Consider the following 18,077-nt stretch of genomic DNA (forward strand, 5'->3'; position numbering starts at 1 on the left):
GGGTGTTGTACTCGGTCCTCCGTTTTTGTGAGTGGTCGAGAGGTTTTTCATGAAGAAGCCGCCAGTGTTGAAAGGACGGTCCGACCCGGTGTTCGACTTGTTGGCGCGGGCGCCGCACAAGCAGCATCTGGAGGATTATCTGGCGCTGCTCAAGCCTCTCGATGATCGGGGGCGTTATTTGCCTTTCGAGGATTTACGCTATCGCTGGGCGCCGGGGCTGGACGCTCGTTTGTGTTGGGCACTGGTGAAGAGGGCGAGGGCTGCGCAGTACATCAATCTCCTGCCGTTGGGTGAACCGCTGCAGTGGGGCAAGTATTTGTTGACACCGTCGGCACGGAAAACCCTTTCGACCGTCGATCTGCAGACGACTTCCGCTTCGCTGGAATGCATGACCGGGCAGATCGGCGAACGGTCGCATTTCAGTTATTTGCTCAATGATCTGATCGAAGACGAAGTGATCGCCAGCAGCCAGTTGGAAGGTGCGGCAACGACCACGCGAGTGGCCAAGGACATGCTCAAGTATCAACGGCAGCCGCGCACGCCGGATGAGCGCATGGTCATGGGCAATTACAGGATGATGAATTTCGCCTGGGAAAACCGTTACCAGCCCTTGAGCGTCGACTTGATCGCGGCAATGCATCGGGTGGGTGTCGAGGGGATCGATGACGCGCAATACAGTCCCGGTTTTTTCAGGACGAACGATGAAGTGGTGGTACAGGATGGCGAGGGCAACACGGTGCATGCACCGCCGCCGGCTGTCGGGCTGGTGATGCGTCTGCAGAGGCTCGTACGCTGGATCAATCAGCCACTCGGTTCACCTCAGGAAAGGGACTGCCTGCACCCGTTGATCAAGGCGATCACGCTGCATTTTTCTCTGGGCTACGAACATCCGTTTCGCGATGGCAACGGACGGGTTGCGAGGGCGTTGTTCTACTGGTTCATGTTCAAGCACGAGTTTTCGGCATTTCGCTACATTGCGATCAGTCCTTTGTTGCGCAATGCGCCGGTGAAGTACGGGCGGTCGTATCTGCATAGCGAGGCCGATGAGCTGGATCTGACGTATTTCATCGAGTTCCAGTGTTCGGTGATTCAGCGTGCAGTCACTCGTTTCACGGATGTTTACCGCAAAAGTCTGGCGTACACGCACGACTTTGAGCGCTGGCTGATGGCGTCGGGTTTTTTCGAGCGGCTGACGCCAAGGCAGCGGGCGCTGTATCAGGTGGCCAAGAGCGGAGTGGCGAAGGAGTTTACGGCGAGCAACGTAAGGGAACACCTGGGCTGTTCTTGCAGCACCGCGATGTCAGCCCTGAATGGACTGGTCGAGTTGCAGGTCTTCGAGAAAAGGAAAATGGGCAGCGAGTGGGTGTTCTTCTTACGCAGTCCAGCCGGTGTGTTGAAGGACGGGAGCGAGTTGTCTCGCTCCCGTGCAGCGTCGGCCTAGAGCGTACCAAACACCTTCTTCGCCAGACTCGTCGCCGCAGCGGCCGGGTTCTTGCGGATGGTTTCTTCCTGTTTGCCGATCATCTCGAACAGGCCGTTCAGCGCTTGTTCGGTCACGTAGCTTTCGATGTTGGCGCTCTTCGCGTCGACCACACCCAGCGTTGCAGCCTGGCCGGCGAACGAGTTGTACTTCTGCGCCACGCCTACTTTGTCGGTCGCCTGTTTGACGATCGGCAGGAACTTCGCGCGGATCTGTTCGCGACTGGTTTTGTCCAGGTATTGGGTGGCGGAATCGTTGCCGCCGCTGAGGATGCCTTTGGCGTCGGCCACGCTCATTTTCTTCACCGCATCGACCAGGATCGGCTGAGCCTGGGTCACGGCGGTTTCCGCGGCCTTGTTCATGGCGGTTTCCAGCTCATCGACCTGGGCGCCCATGCCAAATGCTTTCATCTTGCCGGCAACCTTGCCGAGTTTGCCCGGCAGCTCGATTTTCACCTCCGGGTTGTTGCTGAAGCCGCCGGGGGTGCCGAGTTGTTTGACGGCCAGTTGCGCGCCCTGGGTCAGGGCGTCCTTGAGGCCGCCGGTGGCGTCGCCTTGCGACAGGTCACCGAGGGACAGTGCCAGCACGTTGGCGGAGATCATCAGGCCTGCGCACAGGCCGGCGAAGCGAAGGGTAGGGCGGAGCATGCAGGCTTCCTTGTTCGATAAGCGTTAGCGGGCAGCGTCGACGCGGATCTTCAGTGGCTGCGGATCCTTGCCATCCAGCTGCACGGCATGGTTTTCGGTGGTGATGAACATCAGCTCGCCATTGACTTCGATGCGGGCACTGACGGAGTAGCGATGGCCAGGTTTGACCTGGGCCGGATCGTAGCTCAAGTGGAACGGCAGAGGAACCTGGCCTTTGACCGGGCCTTTCTGTTCATCGAGCACGACGGCAGGTGCATCGGCCAGCGAAACGTCCTGCAGGCTCACGCTCAAGGTCGCGCTTGACGGCAGAGCGATGCGTTGCAGGTAGAACACTTCGCCGTCGAGACTCGCTTTGCCGCCCGGTGTGGTGGACTGGCAGGCGCTGAGCAATGTGGCCGCGGCCAGCAGGGAAATTTTTTTCATCGGAATTCTCCGTATCGACGGCGCCAGAAGAAGCCTGACGCCTTCAGGAATCTAGTCGTTTTGCGTGGAGTCGGCGGGCTGATCGGCCGCATCTTCGCTGCGATGCAAGGCCACCTGACGGATCGACAGACGAATTTCCGCCGGCAGTACCCGCTTGGCTGCACCTTCGGCCAGTTCGCCGAGCAGTTCGTGATAGCTCAACTTGCCTGCTTCGTCGCGACGCAACACATCGAGGTCGAGCATGGTCTGGATGAAGTGACGGAACAGGCTCTTGTCGAAGAACTCGGGCGCGTTCAGGCCATGCAGGATCGACAGGCGCTGGGCCATGACCGTGCACAGATCTTCCAGCTCTTCGGCGCTGAGAGCGTTCTGACCGGCGTTGAGCAGCAACGATACCGTCATGTAGAAGCGCTGCAGGGTCTGGGCGATGCTCTTCGACAGCAGGGTCAGCAGCACGAAATGCCGTGAACTTGGAGCGGGGCGCAGGTAAACGTCTTTCTCGAAGCGCAGCAGGCCTTGTTCGACAAAGGCCTCCAGCCACTGATCGATCACCGCATCCAGTTCTTCCAGGCTCCAGCGGATGAACAACTCCGCCTGCAGGTACGGATACAGCGCGCGGGTGTAGCGCAGGATCTGTTCGCGGCTCATGCGCGAAGTGCTCTGGAAGAAACTCGCCAGCAACGCCGGCAGGGCGAAGATGTGCAGCACGTTGTTGCGGTAGTAGGTCATCAGGACGGCGTTCTGCTCATCCAGATAGAGAATCTTGCCCAGCGCATCGTTCTGCTCGGACAGCAGATCCATGTCCTTCACGTGTTCGATCAGCGCCCGGCCATCGCCTTCCGGCAGGGTGGTGTGCGGCGAGTACGGGACTTTGCGCAACAGCGCCAGGTACAGATCCAGCACTCGCGCCATGGCGCGGTCGTCCAGTGCTAGGCGAGTGGTCGACAGCAGCGCCAGCGCCACCAGATTGACCGGGTTGATCGCCGCTGCTTCGTTCAGATGCTGCGCGACTTTCTCGCCGAGACGGTTGGTGGTTTCGTTGAGCCACGCAGGCTTGTACTGCGGGCCCAGTTCCTGCTGGCGCCAGCCCGGTTGTTCGCTGTCGAGGAATTGCGCCAGTTTGATCGGCTCGCCGAAGTTCACCGCCACCTGGCCAAAGCGCTGCTTGAGGGCGCCGATGACTTTGAAGATGTCGAAGATCGATTCTTTCTTCTTGCTCGCGCCACGCAGTTCGCCGAGGTAAGTCCGGCCTTCAAGTACGCGCTCATAACCGATGTACACCGGCACGAACACGATCGGCATCCGCGAGGAACGCAGGAAGCTGCGCATCGTGATCGCCAGCATCCCGGTTTTCGGCTGGAGCATGCGCCCGGTGCGCGAGCGCCCGCCCTCGACGAAGTACTCGACCGGAAAGCCTTTGGTGAACAGGGTGTGCAGGTATTCGTTGAACACCGAGGTGTACAGCGGGTTGCCCTTGAATGTGCGGCGCATGAAGAACGCGCCGCCACGACGCAACAGACCGCCTATTACCGGCATGTTGAGGTTGATCCCGGCGGCAATGTGCGGCGGGGTCAGACCGTTGCGGAACAACAGGTAGGAGAGCAACAGGTAGTCGATATGGCTGCGGTGGCACGGCACGTAGATCACTTCGTGACCCGGGGCGACCTTCTGCACGCCTTCGATGTGGTTGACCTTGATCCCGTCGTAGATCTTGTTCCAGAACCAACTCAGTACCACTTCCAGAAAACGGATCGCGGTGTAGGTGTAATCCGAAGCGATCTCGTTACCGTAGCGCAGGGCCTGGGCTTTGGCTTTTTCCAGGGAGATGTTCTCGCGCTCGGCTTCGTCGAGAATGGCCTGCCTGACCAATGGCTGGTTGAGCAGGCCCTTGACCAGATTGCGCCGGTGGGAAATGTCCGGGCCGATCACCGCCGCTTTCAGGTTGCGGAAGTGCACCCGCAGGATCCGCTGGGCCATGCGCACGGTGCGCTCGTGGCCCTTGTTGTGTTCGATCAGTTCGCGCAGGTGGATCGGAGCGGAGAACTGCACCCGGGTCTTGCGTCCCAGCACGATGATGCTCAACAGCCGGCGCAGACGCCCGGTGACCGCCCAGCTGTCGGCGAACAGCAGCTTCCAGGGGCTGTTTTCGCTGTCCGGCGACTGGCCCCAGAACACGCTGACCGGAATGATCTGCGCGTCTTCGGCGGCATTCTGGCTGAGGGCGCTGACCAGCCGGGTCAACGTCGGCGGTGCGCCGCGTTTGTCCTGACGGCCGAGCCAGTCCGGGTCCGGCGTCAGATAAAAGAACGCCGCCGGTTCGATCAATGAACCCACGGACACCGGCAGCACCGGGCGTGGCAGGCCGGCCTTGGTGCACTCGGTGTCGACCACGGCCAGGTCGGTCAGCGAAGGGTTTTGCAGGACATAGAACACCGGACGACTGCGGTCGAGGTTGAGGGTGAACGACGACTGATTGATCGTCTCGGAGCGAACCCAGAGATACAACAGTCGGCGCAAGGTGCCAAAAACAAGACGGCGGAACGGGGAACGGGTCATACGGCTTCTGCGTGAGTGGATAAACCGAGCGTTTGCTCGGGAGGTCAGGGGGCGTTCTTCATGAGTTTTCGTGCCGCGCCGCGCCTGCTGTTGTGCAGGGCAAGGCGCGAGAAGCGTGGTTTGGTCATTCCAAATAAGCTTCGAGCAACGCAGCCCTGCACAACAGCAGGTGCGGCCCTTCGGGTCCGCTTTAAGGCGACAACGCGGCGCGAAAACTCATGAAGAACGCCCCCTTAGTTTGCCGTATTCATCGAAAATCGGCAAAAAAGCGGCGAAGTAATCTCCTGTTGAGAGTTTCGTCGCCTGTCATATACTCGGCGGTCTGTCGCCGGGGCCCTTTTATGGACGTCGGACGCAGGCTGACGTTCCGCAAAGGCTTTCCTGCGAAAAGCCTGTTCAATAATAAAAAAGGAGTATGAACAGATGGCAACACGTGAAACCGGCAGCGTGAAGTGGTTCAACGATGCCAAGGGCTACGGCTTCATCCAGCGCGAAGACGGGGTGGACGTGTTCGTGCACTACCGCGCGATCCGCGGCGAAGGCCACCGTTCGCTGACCGAAGGTCAGCAGGTCGAATACGCGGTGGTGGAAGGGCAGAAGGGGTTGCAGGCTGAAGACGTTGTAGGTCTGTAACGCAAATCTTCAACACCGAAAACTCTGTGGGAGCGAGCTTGCTCGCGATAGCAGGCTGACATTCAGCATCATTGTTGACTGAAAGGGCCCCATCGCGAGCAAGCTCGCTCCCACAGGTTTTGTGCATTGTCTGTTACGCAGTTTTCCAGGTGATTTCTTCTTCACCATCGGCGCTGATCCGGATCCAGCGATCGGCCGATTCCTCACCTTCTTCCTCGACCCAGCTGCCAGGCGCGCAGCGCACCTCGACGTTCAGCGCGGCGAAAGCGGCCCGGGCGCAGGCGATGTCGTCGTCCCACGGGGTTTCATCGCTTTCCAGGTACAGGCTGTTCCACTTGCCCACGGCTTTCGGCAGCCAGGTCACCGGGATGTTGCCGGCCTTGCACTTCCAGGTCTGGCCTTTCTGTACCCAGTCGCTGCATGGGCCAAGGGCTGCGCCCAGCCAGGCGGAAATGGCCTTGTGGTCGACGTCGGCGTCTTTCAGGTAAATCTCGATGTCCGGTTGGCGCATGGATATCCTCACTGCGGGTCTGAAAAATCCATTCGCGGATTTAGCCGGCCCCGGGCTGCTTGCCCGAGTCCAAAAGTTATTGAAGAACGAAATAATCGTAGCGCATCGACACGGTGGTCACGAACGGCTCAGGCTGTTCTATCACCGCCGCACGGCGTTCGGCACTGGCGCGCCAGCCGTGAGGCGTCATCGCCAGCAGGTTGGCGCGATCCTCGGGCTTGTCCAGCGTCAGTTTGAATTCCAGTGTTTCACTATGGACCAGTGCCATGCCCTCCGGCACCAGGGCCAGGTGCTTGTCGTCGGTGTACTCGCGCACTTCGTCGTACAGGCGTTCGCGCAGTTCCATCAGATGGCCGCTGGTCGGGCCGACTTTCATCAGGCCGCCGCCGACGCTGAGCAGACGTTTGGCCTCCTCCCAGTCCAGCGGACTGAAGACGCTGGCCAGGAATTGGCAGCTGCCGGAAGCCAAAGGCACCCGGGCCATGCTGGCGATCAACCAGGTCAGCGCCGGATTGCGTTTGCAGGCGCGTTTGACCGCTTCCTTCGAGATGTCCAGCGCGTAGCCGTCAGCGTCCGGCAAGGCTTCGGCGATCTGCGCGGTGTAGTAGCCCTCGCCACAACCGATATCGACCCATCGGGCCGGCGCATAACCCGCCGCCAGTTCCGCCAGGCGCCAGGCCACCGGCGCATAGTGCCCGGCGTTCAGGAAGTCGCGACGGGCCTCGACCATGGCCTGGTTGTCGCCGGGATCGCGGCTGTTCTTGTGCTGCACCGGCAGCAGGTTCAGGTAACCCTGACGTGCGCGGTCGAAGCGGTGGCCGGCGGGGCAGACCACGCCGTTGTCCACCGCGTTCAGCGGTTCACTGCAGATCGGGCACGCGAGCATCAGGCGAGCAACTTGATCAGGGTCTGGTAGTAGATCTCGGTCAGCAAGTCGAGATCGGAAGCCAGCACACGCTCGTTGACCTGGTGAATGGTCGCGTTGACCGGGCCCAGTTCAACCACTTGGGTGCCCATGGTTGCGATGAAGCGGCCATCGGACGTGCCACCACTGGTGGACGCCTTGGTCTCGCGGCCGGTGATCTGTTTGATGCTCGACGACACCGCATCGAGCAGCGCGCCCGGTTCGGTGAGGAATGGCAGACCGGACAACGCCCAGTCGATGTGCCAGTCCAGGTTGTGCTTGTCGAGAATGTCGGCGACGCGCTTCTGCAGGCCTTCGACCGTCGACTCGGTGGAGAAACGGAAGTTGAACAACGCCACCAGATCGCCCGGGATCACGTTGGTCGCGCCGGTACCGGAATTGACATTGGAAATCTGGAAACTGGTCGGCGGGAAGAAATCGTTGCCGTGATCCCAATGCTCGGCAGCCAGCTCGGCCAGGGCCGGTGCGGCGAGGTGGATCGGGTTCTTCGCCAGGTGCGGATAGGCCACATGGCCCTGTACACCGCGCACGGTCAGTTTGGCGCCGAGGGAGCCACGACGACCGTTCTTCACCACGTCGCCCACCAGCGTCGTGCTCGATGGCTCGCCGACGATGCACCAGTCCAGACGCTCGTTACGGGCCGCCAGACGCTCGACCACGGCCTTGGTACCGTGATGCGCCGGACCTTCTTCGTCGCTGGTGATCAGGAATGCGACCTTGCCCTTGTGATCCGGGTAGTCGGCGACGAAGCGTTCGGCGGCCACGGTCATCGAGGCCAGGCTGCCTTTCATGTCCGCCGCGCCACGGCCACAGAGCATGCCGTGCTCGTCGATCACCGCGTCGAACGGGTCGATCTGCCACGCAGTCACCGGCCCGGTCGGCACCACGTCGGTGTGACCGGCGAAGCACAGCACCGGGCCGTCGTTTTTGCCGTGAGTCGCCCAGAAGTTATCCACATCTTCGATGCGCATCGGTTCCAGCTGGAAACCGGCATCGCCCAGGCGCTGCATCATCTGCGTCTGGCAATCGGCGTCGACCGGCGTCACGGACGGACGGCGGATCAGGTCGATGGCCAGTTGAAGGGTCGGCGAGAGGTCGGCGTGGGCCGTCATGGAAAACTCCGGATGCTGTAAATGTGGGAGCGAGCTTGCTCGCGATGACGATGTCCTGTTCAACATAAGGGTTGAATGTGACGGACTCATCGCGAGCAAGCTCGCTCCCACAGGTCTAGTGGCAGGCCATCGGGGCCTTGGCCCCGCAAAATGGCGGTTATCTTAAAGCAAAACGGCGACCATTGGCCGCCGTTTAGTGCTTCGTCGAGGAATTAGACGACAGGTGCCGGTTCAGGCGCTGCCGCCGGTTTCGGCAGCGACGACAGGAACGCCATGATCAGCGCTGCCACGTATGGCAGCGACTGCACCAGCAGCATGGCCACCCAGAAACGCATGTCGTTGCTCGGAATGCCCTGCACCAGGAAAATCCCCAGCGCCGCGCCCCACAACAGCAGCATGATGAACAGCTCTTCCCGGGCTTCGGAAATCGCCACCCAGAAGCCGTGGTTATCGGCGTTCTTCGGGGTGCGGAAGAACGGAATGCTGCTGGTGAAAAAGCCGTACAGCACCGCTTTGGCGATGGTGTGCGACAACGCCAGGCCGGCCAGTGCCGCGCAGAACGCATCTTTCAGGTTCACGCCCACGGCGCGACGGTAAAGGAAGATGATCTTGCCGACCTTGAAGATGAACAGCGCCAGCGGCGGGATCGCGAAGATCAGCAAGGGCGGATCGACCCGCTGCGGTACGATGATCATCGCCGCCGACCACAGCAATGCGCCGACGGTGAAGAAGATGTTCATGCCATCCGCCACCCACGGCAGCCAGCCTGCAAGGAAGTGATAACGCTGGCCGCGAGTCAGTTCGGTGTCCTTGCCGCGCAGCAGGCTGCGGGTGTGACGCTTGATGATCTGGATCGCACCGTAGGCCCAGCGGAAACGCTGCTTCTTGAAGTCGATGAAGGTGTCCGGCATCAGACCTTTGCCGTAACTGTCATGGTAATACGCCGCCGACAGGCCTTTTTCGAATACCCGCAGGCCCAGTTCGGCGTCTTCACAGATACACCAGTCGGCCCAGCCCAGTTCTTCCAGAACCGAACGACGGGTCATGGTCATGGTGCCGTGCTGGATGATCGCGTCGCGATCGTTTCGGGTCACCATGCCGATGTGGAAGAAGCCTTTGTATTCGGCGTAGCAGAGCTTCTTGAAGGTGCTTTCGTTCTGGTCGCGATAGTCCTGCGGCGACTGCACCACGGCGATTTTCGGGTCGGCGAAGTGCGGCACCATGTGCTTGAGCCAGTTCGGGTGCACGCAGTAGTCGGAGTCGATCACCGCGATCACTTCGGCGTCCTTGGCGGTGTGCGGGATCAGGTAGTTCAGCGCGCCGCCCTTGAAACCGGCCAGGGGCGAAACGTGGAAGAACTTGAAGCGTGGACCGAGGGTTTCGCAATAGTCGCGCACCGGCTCCCACACCGCCGGATCCTTGGTGTTGTTGTCGATGATCAGGACTTCGAAGTCCGGATAGTCGAGATTGGCCAGGGCGTTGAGGGTCTGTTTGACCATCTCCGGCGGCTCGTTGTAGCACGGCACATGGATCGACACTTTCGGGCGGTAGTCCGAATCGCCGACCACCGGCAGGAATTCACGGCGACGCTTGTGGATCCACACCGCCTCGGCCAGTTCATGGGCCTCGGTCAGCAGCACAATGAACACCCCGAGCGCACCGAGCGCCAGCAGGAAGCCCACTGTCAGGCTGAACCACGTGCTGTATTGCTGGCTGTAGTCGTAACCGATCCACACCAGAACCGACCCACACAGGAATGCAATAAAGGTCAGGAAGGTACGACCGCGCTGGCGCAGGGCCGAGCCGTCGATCATCAGCAGGGTCAGCGACAACAGCGCCAGCACCACCGAACCGATTGCCAGCACCCGCCATTGCGGGATCGCTACCACCGGGCCCTCGAAGTTGAATTTCTGCTGGCGTGCGGCGTTGAACACGCCCCAGTAGGCGCCGACCGAGCCTTCGTCACTGGCCTTCCATGGCTGGTCGAATGCTTCGATCACGAAGTAGTTGAAGCCCTGGCGGTTGAGTTTGTTGACCAGCGTGCGCAGGTAGATCGCCTGATCCGCCGGCGACGCATCGGCGCCACCACGCATGCGGCCGTTGCTCGGCCAGCCCACCTCGGACAGCAGCAGCGGCTTTTTCGGGAACATCTTTTTCAGGTCGCGGGCGCGGTCGAAGACGAACTGCCCGGCCTTGTCCACCGGAATGAATTCCCAGTAGGGCAGGATGTGGGCGGCGATCAGGTCGACGTGCTTGGCCAGTTCCGGGTGTTCTTCCCAGACGTGCCACTGCTCGGACGTGGTCACCGGCACTTTCACGGCGGCACGTACGCGGTCGAGCAGGACGCTGAGTTCTTTGGCGGTGATTTCCTTGCGGAAGATCGCCTCGTTGCCGACCACCACGCGAACCACGCTGCGCGAAGTGTTGGCGAGTTCGATGGCGCGGGTGATTTCCCGTTCGTTGCGTTCCTGGTCGGGGCTGATCCAGATCCCCAGGGTCACGCGCAGGCCGAACTCTTCAGCCAGTTTCGGGATGTCTTGCAGGGAGCCGTCGACCGAGTAGATACGGATGTTGTCCGTCAACTTGCTCATGATCTCCAGGTCGCGGCGCATTTCGTCGTCAGTCGGATACTGATCCTTCTGCGGAAATTGTCCCTGCTGGAACGGTGAATAGGAGAAACCGGAGATCTGCTCCGGCCAGTTCGGCGCGGAGACGGGGCGGTTGATCAGCGCCCAGAAACCGGTGAACAGGGCGGCGATTGCCAGAACCACCACCAGGTTGAGTCCAAATTTACGCGATGACATAGCTGTGTCGGGTTCCAAGGTCTGTGGAACGAAGGGTCGGCTGGTTGACGCCTGAGGGCGCGCATCCTACACCGGCAGTTCGCCGAGTCCTACAACAGACAGGGAAATGCCGGACGTTGGGCAATCCAACCCGACTTAAGTTCTGTGGTGAGGGAGCTTGCTCCCGCTGGATTGTGAATCGATCCCTTTTTTCAGGGGCGCTACCGGTCCCGACGGGAGCAAGCTCCCTCGCCACAGGCCTGTCAAAAGCATAGGTGTGTTCGCCGTTCATAGCGCAAAGGTGCTCTTGGCCGCCGACGGCCCTATAATGCGCGCCGGTTTTTGGGGTAATGGTCATGAGTACAGAAGATCCGCGGTTTGCAGGCATCGCCCGTTTGTATGGCGTTGAGGGAATGGCGCGTCTGCGCGCCGCCCACGTGGCGATTGTCGGCGTAGGCGGCGTCGGTTCCTGGGCGGCGGAAGCCATGGCCCGTTGCGGGGTGGGCGAGATTTCCCTGTTCGACCTCGACGACGTCTGCGTCAGCAATGCCAACCGGCAGTTGCATGCACTGGACAGCACCGTCGGCAAGCCCAAGGTCGAGGTGATGGCCGAACGTCTGCGCGGGATCAACCCGGACTGCAAGGTGCACGCCGTGGCGGATTTCGTCACCCGCGACACCATGGCCGAGTACATCACGCCGGACATCGACTGCGTGATCGACTGCATCGACGCCGTCAACGCCAAGGCTGCGCTGATCGCCTGGTGCAAGCGCCGCAAGATCCAGATCATCACCACCGGCGGCGCCGGCGGGCAGATCGATCCGACGCTGATTCAGGTCTGCGACCTCAACCGCACCTTCAACGATCCACTGGCCTCGAAAGTGCGCTCTACATTGCGCCGCGACTACGGTTTTTCGCGTACCGTGACCCGTCATTACAGCGTGCCGTGTGTGTTCTCCACAGAACAACTGCGCTATCCGAAACCGGATGGCAGCATTTGCCTGCAGAAGAGTTTTGTCGGTGATGGCGTGAAGCTGGACTGCGCCGGCGGATTTGGCGCGGTAATGATGGTGACGGCGACGTTCGGCATGGTCGCGGCGACCAAGGCCGTGGACAAGATTGTCGCGGGCGTCCGGCGGCCTGCGGATCGGGTCAAGCCTCAGGCCTGAAACCGAGGGCTGCGCAGCAGCCCTTTTACCGGGCCAGCTCGTTCATCCGTTGCAACACGGCATTCAAGCCATTGCTGCGCGAAGGAGACAGCTGGCGCGACAACCCCAGCTGATTGAACCAGTCCGGCAGATCCACCTGCTGCAACTCGTCGGCGGTCAAACCGTTGACCCGCAGCAGCAACAACGCCACCAACCCGCGAATCATCCGTGCATCGCTGCTCGCTGCGAACTGCCAGCGGCCATCGCGCAACTCCCCGACCAGCCACACCTGACTTTCGCAGCCGTGCACCCGGTTGGCCTCGCACTTGTCCGTATCGCTCAACGGCGGCAGGCGATCACCAATCTGCATCAGCAGGCGCGCCCGTTGTTCCCAGCCGGCAGCATTCTGAAACGTTTGCAGGGCTTCGGCAGCCTCGACCGGCAGGCTCATCGCAACAGCTCCAGCGCCTGGTCCAGCGCGTCGAAGAAGCGCTCCAGATCTTCGGAATCGTTGTACAGCGCCAGCGACACGCGGATCGCCCCGGCCAGTTCGAAACGCTTGAGCAGCGGCATCGCGCAATGATGCCCGGCGCGCACGGCAATGCCTTGTTCGGTCAGCAAGTGCGCCAGATCGGCGTTATGCACGCCTTCGACGACAAAACTGGCCAGCGCCAGTTGTGGCTTGCCCAGCAGGCGAATGCCATTGCGGGCGGCGAGGCCGCGCAACAGGTAATCGTGCAGCGCCGCTTCGTGGGTGGCCACCGCGTCCTGATCCAGCCCCGCGAGGTAATCGAGGGTCGCACCGAGGCCGATCACGCTGGCGATCGGCGGCGTGCCCGCTTCGAAGCCCAGCGGCGCAGGGCGGAAACGGGATTCGTGATAATTGGCTTCCAGCACCATTTCGCCGCCGAACTGCCACGGCCGCAGTTGTTCGAGCGCTTCGTTGCGCCCGAACAGCACGCCGAGGCCATCGGGGCCGTACAGCTTGTGGCTGGAAAACACATAAAAGTCGCAACCCAGGGTCTGCACATCATGGCGGCCGTGGACCACGCCTTGAGCGCCATCGACCACGGTCAGCGCGTTCTGCGCCTTGGCCATCGCCAGCAGCGCCGGCAACGGTTGCCACGCGCCGACCACATTGGACAATTGGCTGACCGCCAGCAGGCGGGTGCGCGGACCGATCAGGTGAACGGCGGCGGCGAGGTCGATCACACCGTCATCGTCCAACGGCAGGATCACCAGTTTCAGGTCGCGACGGTGTGCCAGTTGCTGCCACGGCAGCAGGTTGGCGTGATGCTCCAGGGCGCTGATGACAATTTCATCGCCCGGTTGGAAAAGATGTTCCAGGCCATACGCCAGGAGATTCAGCGCGCTGGTGGCGCCGTGGGTGAAGATGATCTGCCCGCTGTCACCGGCATTCAGCCACTGGGCGACCTTCAGGCGACTGTCCTCGAACGCCTGCGTAGCGTGAGCGCCGGGCAAGTGCTGCGCGCGGTGCACATTGGCTGCGCCATTGGCGTAGTAATGCGCCAGCGCGTCGAGCAGGGCCTGGGGTTTTTGCGTGGTGGCGGCGTTGTCCAGGTAGGTCTGGTCCTGCCGTTGCAGGGCGGCGATGGCCGGGAAATCGGCGCGCCAGGGGGAGGGGATCATCACGGTTTCAAGCCCTGGTGAATATGGGCGGATTAACGCCGAACCCTGTGGGAGCGGGCTTGCCCGCGAATGCGATCGTTCGAACGCCATCGCGGGCACGCCGGTTCCCTCAGGTGTGCGTCTGGCGCTTAGTTGTGAGCGTGCAGCGCTTCGTTCAGTTCGATCGCCGATTTGTGGGTCTTGCATTCCACGGCACCGGTTTCCGAATTGCGACGGAACAGCAGGTCGGTCTGGCCGGCCAGCTCACGGGCCTTCACGACTTTGACCAGGTTGTTGTTTTCGTCCAGCAGTGCGACTTTGGTGCCGGCGGTGACGTACAGACCCGACTCGACGGTGTTGCGGTCGCCCAGCGGGATACCGATACCGGCGTTGGCGCCGATCAGGCAGCCTTCGCCGACCTTGATCACGATGTTGCCGCCGCCCGACAGGGTGCCCATCGTCGAGCAACCGCCGCCCAGGTCAGAACCCTTGCCGACGAACACGCCAGCGGAGACGCGGCCTTCGATCATGCCCGGGCCTTCGGTGCCAGCGTTGAAGTTGATGAAACCTTCGTGCATCACGGTGGTGCCTTCACCCACGTAGGCGCCCAGACGCAGACGTGCGGCATCAGCGATACGCACGCCGGCCGGTACCACGTAGTCGGTCATTTTCGGGAACTTGTCCACCGAGAACACTTCCAGCAGTTCGCCACGCAGACGGGCTTCGAGTTGCAGCTCGGCCAGTTCGCTCAGGTCGATCGCGCCCTGGCTGGTCCAGGCCACGTTCGGCAGCAGCGGGAAAATCCCGGCCAGGCTCACGCCATGCGGCTTGACCAGGCGATGGGACAGCAGGTGCAGCTTCAGGTAGGCCTCTGGGGTGGAAGTCAGCTGATTGTCTTCGGCCAGCAGGGTCGCGACCAGCGGCTTGTGGCTTTCAGCCAGACGGGTCAGCAACTTGCCTTGTACCGCGTCAACGCTTTTTACCGCTTCAGCCAGTTGCGCAGCTTGTGCGGTGGTGAAAGCGATGGCCTGGTTGCCTTCGGTGTAACCGAGAATCGGCGCGACCGCTGCGACCAGTTCAGCGGACGGGTTGAGCAGCGGTTGGGCGTAGAACACTTCCAGCCATGCGCCTTGACGGTTTTGAGTGCCGACGCCGAAGGCCAGGCTGAACAGGGATTTGGACATGTGAATACCTCTGCGAAAAGTGACGGGCTGCTTACTTGAGCGCGGCCGCGTAGATATCTGGCTTGAAGCCAATCAGGGTTCGGTCACCGAGATCGAGCACCGGGCGCTTGATCATCGAGGGTTGAGCGAGCATCAGTTCGATGGCTTTCGACTGGTCGAGATCGGCTTTGCGTTCGTCGTCGAGCTTGCGAAAGGTCGTGCCTGCACGGTTCAGCACCGTTTGCCAACCGTGTTCGTCGCACCATCGGGTCAGATGTTCACGGTCGATGCCGGCGGTCTTGTAATCGTGAAAATCGTAGCTGACAGCGTGTTCATCGAGCCAGTTGCGCGCCTTCTTCATGGTGTCGCAGGCCTTGATGCCGAAAAGGTGCAACGTTTTGCTTGAAACGGTCAAGGAATCGTCCCCTTTACAGGTGCTGGGAAAAAATGGTGTCGGATTATGCCATGACCAGACGGTTTCGCGGCGCCGAGGTTGCTTTTGCAATGGGGCCTGCGACATAGGTGCAACGGTCAGCCACAGCCCAAGCGGCTAATATGGCAGTTCAACGCTGTCGATTGTCCGGGATTTCCGCTTTATGCAAACCGCTTATACCGTCCTGATCCTGCTGATGCTGGTCAGCGTCTCGCGCCTGGTGGGACGGGTGATTCCACTGCCGTTGCCGCTGGTACAGATTGCCGCCGGTGCCCTGTTGGCCTGGCCGACTCTGGGCCTGCATGTGGCGCTGGATCCCGAGTTGTTTCTGTTTCTGTTCCTGCCGCCGCTGTTGTTTTCCGATGGCTGGCGTATGCCCAAACGCGAGTTGTGGCGTCTGCGCGGGCCGGTGCTGACGCTGGCGGTCGGTCTGGTGCTGTTTACGGTGGTCGGTGCCGGCTACTTCATTCACTGGCTGCTGCCGACGATACCGCTGCCGGTGGCCTTCGCACTGGCGGCGGTGCTGTCGCCGACCGACGCCGTGGCCGTGTCGGCCATATCACAGAACCGCCTGCCGACGCCGCTGATGCACATGCTGCAAGGCGAAGCGTTGATGAACGATGCTTCGGGTCTGGTGACGTTCAAGTTCGCCCTGGTTGCGGCAGTCACCGGTGCATTCTCGCTGGCCAATGCCAGTCTGACGTTCGTGCTGGTGGCGGTGGGCGGGCTGGCGGTCGGTGTCGTGCTGAGCTGGCTGGTGGGCCGTTTGCGCGCCTGGATGATCGCCCGGGGCTGGGATGACCCGGCCACCCACGTAGTGTTCATGTTGTTGCTGCCGTTCGCCGCTTATGTGCTGGCCGAACGATTGGGCGCGTCGGGCATTCTCTCGGCCGTGGCGGCGGGGATGATGCAGAGCTGGCTCGATCTGCTGCCGCGCCAGACCAGCACCCGCCTGCTCAATCGCAGTGTCTGGTCGTTGCTGGAGTTTGCCTTCAATGGATTGATCTTCCTGCTGCTCGGCCTGCAACTGCCGGACATCATCAAGGCCGTGGTCAGCCACGAAACCTCATTGTGGCCGACCCTGTTCTACCGCTGCCTCGATGTGGTGGCAATATTCCTGGCGCTGGTGCTGCTGCGTTTCATCTGGGTGCAAAGCATCTGGCGTCTGTCGGTGTTGTTGCGGCGGTGGCGCGGCAAGGGCGAACTGACACAGGTGCCCACGGCTCGTTCCTGTTGGTTGCTGACCGTCGGCGGAGTGCGCGGTGCGGTGACGCTGGCCGGCGTCATGTCGGTGCCGATGCTGATGGGCAGCGAGGCCTTTCCCGAGCGCGACCTGCTGATCTTCATCGCCGCCGGGGTGATCCTGATGTCGCTGGTGGCGGCCTGCATTGCGTTGCCGTTGCTGTTGCGCGGGATTCAGAAAAGCCCCGACGACAAGCGCCGCCAGGAAGTCCGTGATGCCTGGCGCAAGACCGCCGAAGCGGCGATCCATGCGCTTGAGGTCGAAGAGGTCAACCCGCAGGACGCTGCGCAAGCCGCACTGTCGGCGGAGCTCAAGGCGCGGATCATGTCCGAGTACCGTCATCAGCTTGAGGTCTTCAATGACTCTGTCGAGGCTCAGGCGCTGGCCTTTCAGATGGACTTGCTTGAGCGCCGTTTGCGACTCAAGGCGCTGCGTGCGCAGCGTCTTGAGTTGTACAGCCTGAGTCGTCAACACCAGATCGGCGACGACGTGTTGCGTGAAGTGTTGGGTGAGCTTGACCTGAGTGAGGCGAATCTGGGGCAGGTCAAATAGGGAAAGTTACCCGGGGATAGAGCAATCTCATCAGGCGTTTGTCCTTTTTGCTGATTTTGCGGTTGATCGGCACTTCCCAGTCGCCCACCGTCAATGTGTTGGCGACCGGGTGGTGCATGATCGACCTGCGATCGTATGAGGTGTAGATCGCATCCAGCGTGTCGAAGGACGCGAACAGGTTTCTGTCGACCTGCTCCTCGGTCAGCGGGTTCATTTCACGGTTCTTGTAGAACTCATACACCTTGGGCTTATCCCACGGAATATTGGCTTTGGGGTGTTGATGCTCGTGCATCGCACCCAATGCGTGGCCGAACTCGTGTATGACGATTACCTCGAAGTCTTCATGTTCCGGTTTGACCCCCAGATTCATGGTGGGATGGTCGGGGTGGATCAGCAGTGCGTCGGTGCCCAGCATCGAACTGTTGTCGTTGTTTTTTGTGGCAATGCGGATGTCGCCTTGCAAATCGTCGACGAAATCGAACTTGAGGTTGATGTACGGCAGCCACCGGCTGGCGGCGCAGATGATTTTCGCCTTGTGCTCTGCATCGGGAGCGTCCATGAAGGCGATTTTCAGTGTGCGGCCATTGGCCCACAGCTTTGAGTAATGGAGTACGGAGCGCTTGCGGCGAGTGCCGGAACGCTGGCCGGCATTGGCGGGGTTTTCGTTGATGGCTGCGATGTAGGCGGCTTGATCATCGGGCCACTGAATGAGCTGACAATCCAACAGATCGTTCATGTCGACTTCTTCCTTGAAGTGGGTTCGCGAGGGCGCACGGCTGTGCGCCGCTCAAGACTAACGTCTGGCCGACAGGCTGATGGGCGTAAATAGTTGAGCGATC

At 61.2% G+C, this 18,077-nt stretch carries 16 protein-coding genes; 4 read left to right on the top strand and 12 right to left on the bottom strand.

All coding sequences use genetic code 11. From position 1 onward, the window contains the following. Positions 1-49 precede the first annotated feature (49 nt). Positions 50-1,441, top strand: coding sequence for a Fic family protein (locus tag NWV16_RS06240; protein ID WP_260522367.1), 1,392 nt, complete (start codon positions 50-52; stop codon positions 1,439-1,441). On the opposite strand, the gene NWV16_RS06245 is transcribed toward NWV16_RS06240, so the two are convergent. From NWV16_RS06245 to plsB, 3 genes are read right to left on the bottom strand one after another with little or no spacing between them, the layout of a single operon-like run. Next, entirely contained in the window at positions 1,438-2,127 is a 690-nt protein-coding gene (locus NWV16_RS06245) for a DUF4197 domain-containing protein (protein ID WP_260522368.1), read from the bottom strand. The two genes, NWV16_RS06240 and NWV16_RS06245, sit on opposite strands and share 4 nt — an antisense overlap. Before the next feature lie 24 nt (positions 2,128-2,151). Continuing rightward, positions 2,152-2,550: a YbaY family lipoprotein gene (locus NWV16_RS06250; RefSeq protein WP_260522369.1), complete on the bottom strand. Its 399-nt coding sequence runs from the start codon at positions 2,548-2,550 to the stop codon at positions 2,152-2,154. A gap of 51 nt (positions 2,551-2,601) precedes the next feature. Then, positions 2,602-5,106: a glycerol-3-phosphate 1-O-acyltransferase PlsB gene (plsB, locus tag NWV16_RS06255; RefSeq protein ID WP_260522370.1), complete on the bottom strand. Its 2,505-nt coding sequence runs from the start codon at positions 5,104-5,106 to the stop codon at positions 2,602-2,604. Positions 5,107-5,529: 423 nt separating this feature from the next. Between plsB and NWV16_RS06260 the strand changes: the two genes are divergently transcribed. Next, entirely contained in the window at positions 5,530-5,739 is a 210-nt protein-coding gene (locus NWV16_RS06260; RefSeq protein ID WP_077044286.1) for a cold shock domain-containing protein, read from the top strand. 133 nt (positions 5,740-5,872) lie between these two features. Here NWV16_RS06260 and NWV16_RS06265 read toward each other — a convergent pair whose 3' ends face one another. From NWV16_RS06265 to NWV16_RS06280, 4 genes are all read right to left on the bottom strand, one after another. Next, positions 5,873-6,250, bottom strand: a complete 378-nt coding sequence (locus tag NWV16_RS06265; protein ID WP_065261517.1) for a hypothetical protein — start codon at positions 6,248-6,250, stop codon at positions 5,873-5,875. 76 nt (positions 6,251-6,326) lie between these two features. After that, the gene (locus tag NWV16_RS06270) at positions 6,327-7,136 is read right to left on the bottom strand and encodes a putative RNA methyltransferase (protein ID WP_260522371.1); all 810 of its coding nucleotides are present in this window, start codon (positions 7,134-7,136) and stop codon (positions 6,327-6,329) included. After that, on the bottom strand, positions 7,136-8,287 hold the full coding sequence (gene dapE / locus NWV16_RS06275; protein WP_260522372.1) for a succinyl-diaminopimelate desuccinylase: 1,152 nt from the start codon (positions 8,285-8,287) through the stop codon (positions 7,136-7,138). Before dapE ends, NWV16_RS06270 begins: the two co-directional genes overlap by 1 nt. A gap of 212 nt (positions 8,288-8,499) precedes the next feature. Continuing rightward, positions 8,500-11,091: a glycosyltransferase gene (locus NWV16_RS06280; protein ID WP_065261520.1), complete on the bottom strand. Its 2,592-nt coding sequence runs from the start codon at positions 11,089-11,091 to the stop codon at positions 8,500-8,502. 329 nt (positions 11,092-11,420) lie between these two features. Between NWV16_RS06280 and tcdA the strand changes: the two genes are divergently transcribed. Beyond that, complete coding sequence (gene tcdA, locus NWV16_RS06285) at positions 11,421-12,239, top strand: tRNA cyclic N6-threonylcarbamoyladenosine(37) synthase TcdA (protein WP_260522373.1); 819 nt, start codon at positions 11,421-11,423, stop codon at positions 12,237-12,239. A gap of 25 nt (positions 12,240-12,264) precedes the next feature. Here tcdA and NWV16_RS06290 read toward each other — a convergent pair whose 3' ends face one another. The 4 genes from NWV16_RS06290 to NWV16_RS06305 all read right to left on the bottom strand — a co-directional run bounded on the left by NWV16_RS06290 (position 12,265) and on the right by NWV16_RS06305 (position 15,425). Next, on the bottom strand, positions 12,265-12,669 hold the full coding sequence (locus tag NWV16_RS06290) for a SufE family protein (protein WP_260522374.1): 405 nt from the start codon (positions 12,667-12,669) through the stop codon (positions 12,265-12,267). Then, entirely contained in the window at positions 12,666-13,871 is a 1,206-nt protein-coding gene (locus NWV16_RS06295) for an aminotransferase class V-fold PLP-dependent enzyme (protein WP_260522375.1), read from the bottom strand. Before NWV16_RS06295 ends, NWV16_RS06290 begins: the two co-directional genes overlap by 4 nt. Positions 13,872-13,996: 125 nt before the next feature. Further along, entirely contained in the window at positions 13,997-15,031 is a 1,035-nt protein-coding gene (gene dapD / locus NWV16_RS06300; protein WP_260522376.1) for a 2,3,4,5-tetrahydropyridine-2,6-dicarboxylate N-succinyltransferase, read from the bottom strand. Positions 15,032-15,062: 31 nt separating this feature from the next. Next, a complete protein-coding gene (locus NWV16_RS06305) occupies positions 15,063-15,425 on the bottom strand; it encodes an ArsC family reductase (RefSeq protein WP_260522377.1) in 363 nt (120 codons plus the stop codon). 181 nt (positions 15,426-15,606) lie between these two features. Here NWV16_RS06305 and NWV16_RS06310 point away from each other — a divergent pair, with 181 nt between their 5' ends. Continuing rightward, entirely contained in the window at positions 15,607-17,238 is a 1,632-nt protein-coding gene (locus tag NWV16_RS06310) for a Na+/H+ antiporter (RefSeq protein ID WP_260522378.1), read from the top strand. On the opposite strand, the gene NWV16_RS06315 is transcribed toward NWV16_RS06310, so the two are convergent. Beyond that, complete coding sequence (locus tag NWV16_RS06315) at positions 17,231-17,974, bottom strand: M12 family metallopeptidase (RefSeq protein WP_260522379.1); 744 nt, start codon at positions 17,972-17,974, stop codon at positions 17,231-17,233. The genes NWV16_RS06310 and NWV16_RS06315 overlap by 8 nt on opposite strands. Positions 17,975-18,077: the final 103 nt, after the last annotated feature.

The sequence above is a fragment of the Pseudomonas sp. BW7P1 genome (assembly GCF_024981055.1).
Classification (GTDB): domain Bacteria; phylum Pseudomonadota; class Gammaproteobacteria; order Pseudomonadales; family Pseudomonadaceae; genus Aquipseudomonas; species Aquipseudomonas bananamidigenes.

Excerpts from the sequence above, each read along its gene's own strand:
- plsB (WP_260522370.1), bottom strand. The coding sequence starts at position 5,106 with ATGACCCGTTCCCCGTTCCGCCGTCTTGTTTTTGGCACCTTGCGCCGA.
- tcdA (WP_260522373.1), top strand. The coding sequence starts at position 11,421 with ATGGTCATGAGTACAGAAGATCCGCGGTTTGCAGGCATCGCCCGTTTG.
- dapE (WP_260522372.1), bottom strand. The coding sequence starts at position 8,287 with ATGACGGCCCACGCCGACCTCTCGCCGACCCTTCAACTGGCCATCGAC.
- NWV16_RS06260 (WP_077044286.1), top strand. The coding sequence starts at position 5,530 with ATGGCAACACGTGAAACCGGCAGCGTGAAGTGGTTCAACGATGCCAAG.
- NWV16_RS06290 (WP_260522374.1), bottom strand. The coding sequence starts at position 12,669 with ATGAGCCTGCCGGTCGAGGCTGCCGAAGCCCTGCAAACGTTTCAGAAT.
- NWV16_RS06250 (WP_260522369.1), bottom strand. The coding sequence starts at position 2,550 with ATGAAAAAAATTTCCCTGCTGGCCGCGGCCACATTGCTCAGCGCCTGC.
- dapD (WP_260522376.1), bottom strand. The coding sequence starts at position 15,031 with ATGTCCAAATCCCTGTTCAGCCTGGCCTTCGGCGTCGGCACTCAAAAC.
- NWV16_RS06245 (WP_260522368.1), bottom strand. The coding sequence starts at position 2,127 with ATGCTCCGCCCTACCCTTCGCTTCGCCGGCCTGTGCGCAGGCCTGATG.
- NWV16_RS06315 (WP_260522379.1), bottom strand. The coding sequence starts at position 17,974 with ATGAACGATCTGTTGGATTGTCAGCTCATTCAGTGGCCCGATGATCAA.
- NWV16_RS06270 (WP_260522371.1), bottom strand. The coding sequence starts at position 7,136 with ATGCTCGCGTGCCCGATCTGCAGTGAACCGCTGAACGCGGTGGACAAC.
- NWV16_RS06240 (WP_260522367.1), top strand. The coding sequence starts at position 50 with ATGAAGAAGCCGCCAGTGTTGAAAGGACGGTCCGACCCGGTGTTCGAC.
- NWV16_RS06280 (WP_065261520.1), bottom strand. The coding sequence starts at position 11,091 with ATGTCATCGCGTAAATTTGGACTCAACCTGGTGGTGGTTCTGGCAATC.
- NWV16_RS06265 (WP_065261517.1), bottom strand. The coding sequence starts at position 6,250 with ATGCGCCAACCGGACATCGAGATTTACCTGAAAGACGCCGACGTCGAC.
- NWV16_RS06310 (WP_260522378.1), top strand. The coding sequence starts at position 15,607 with ATGCAAACCGCTTATACCGTCCTGATCCTGCTGATGCTGGTCAGCGTC.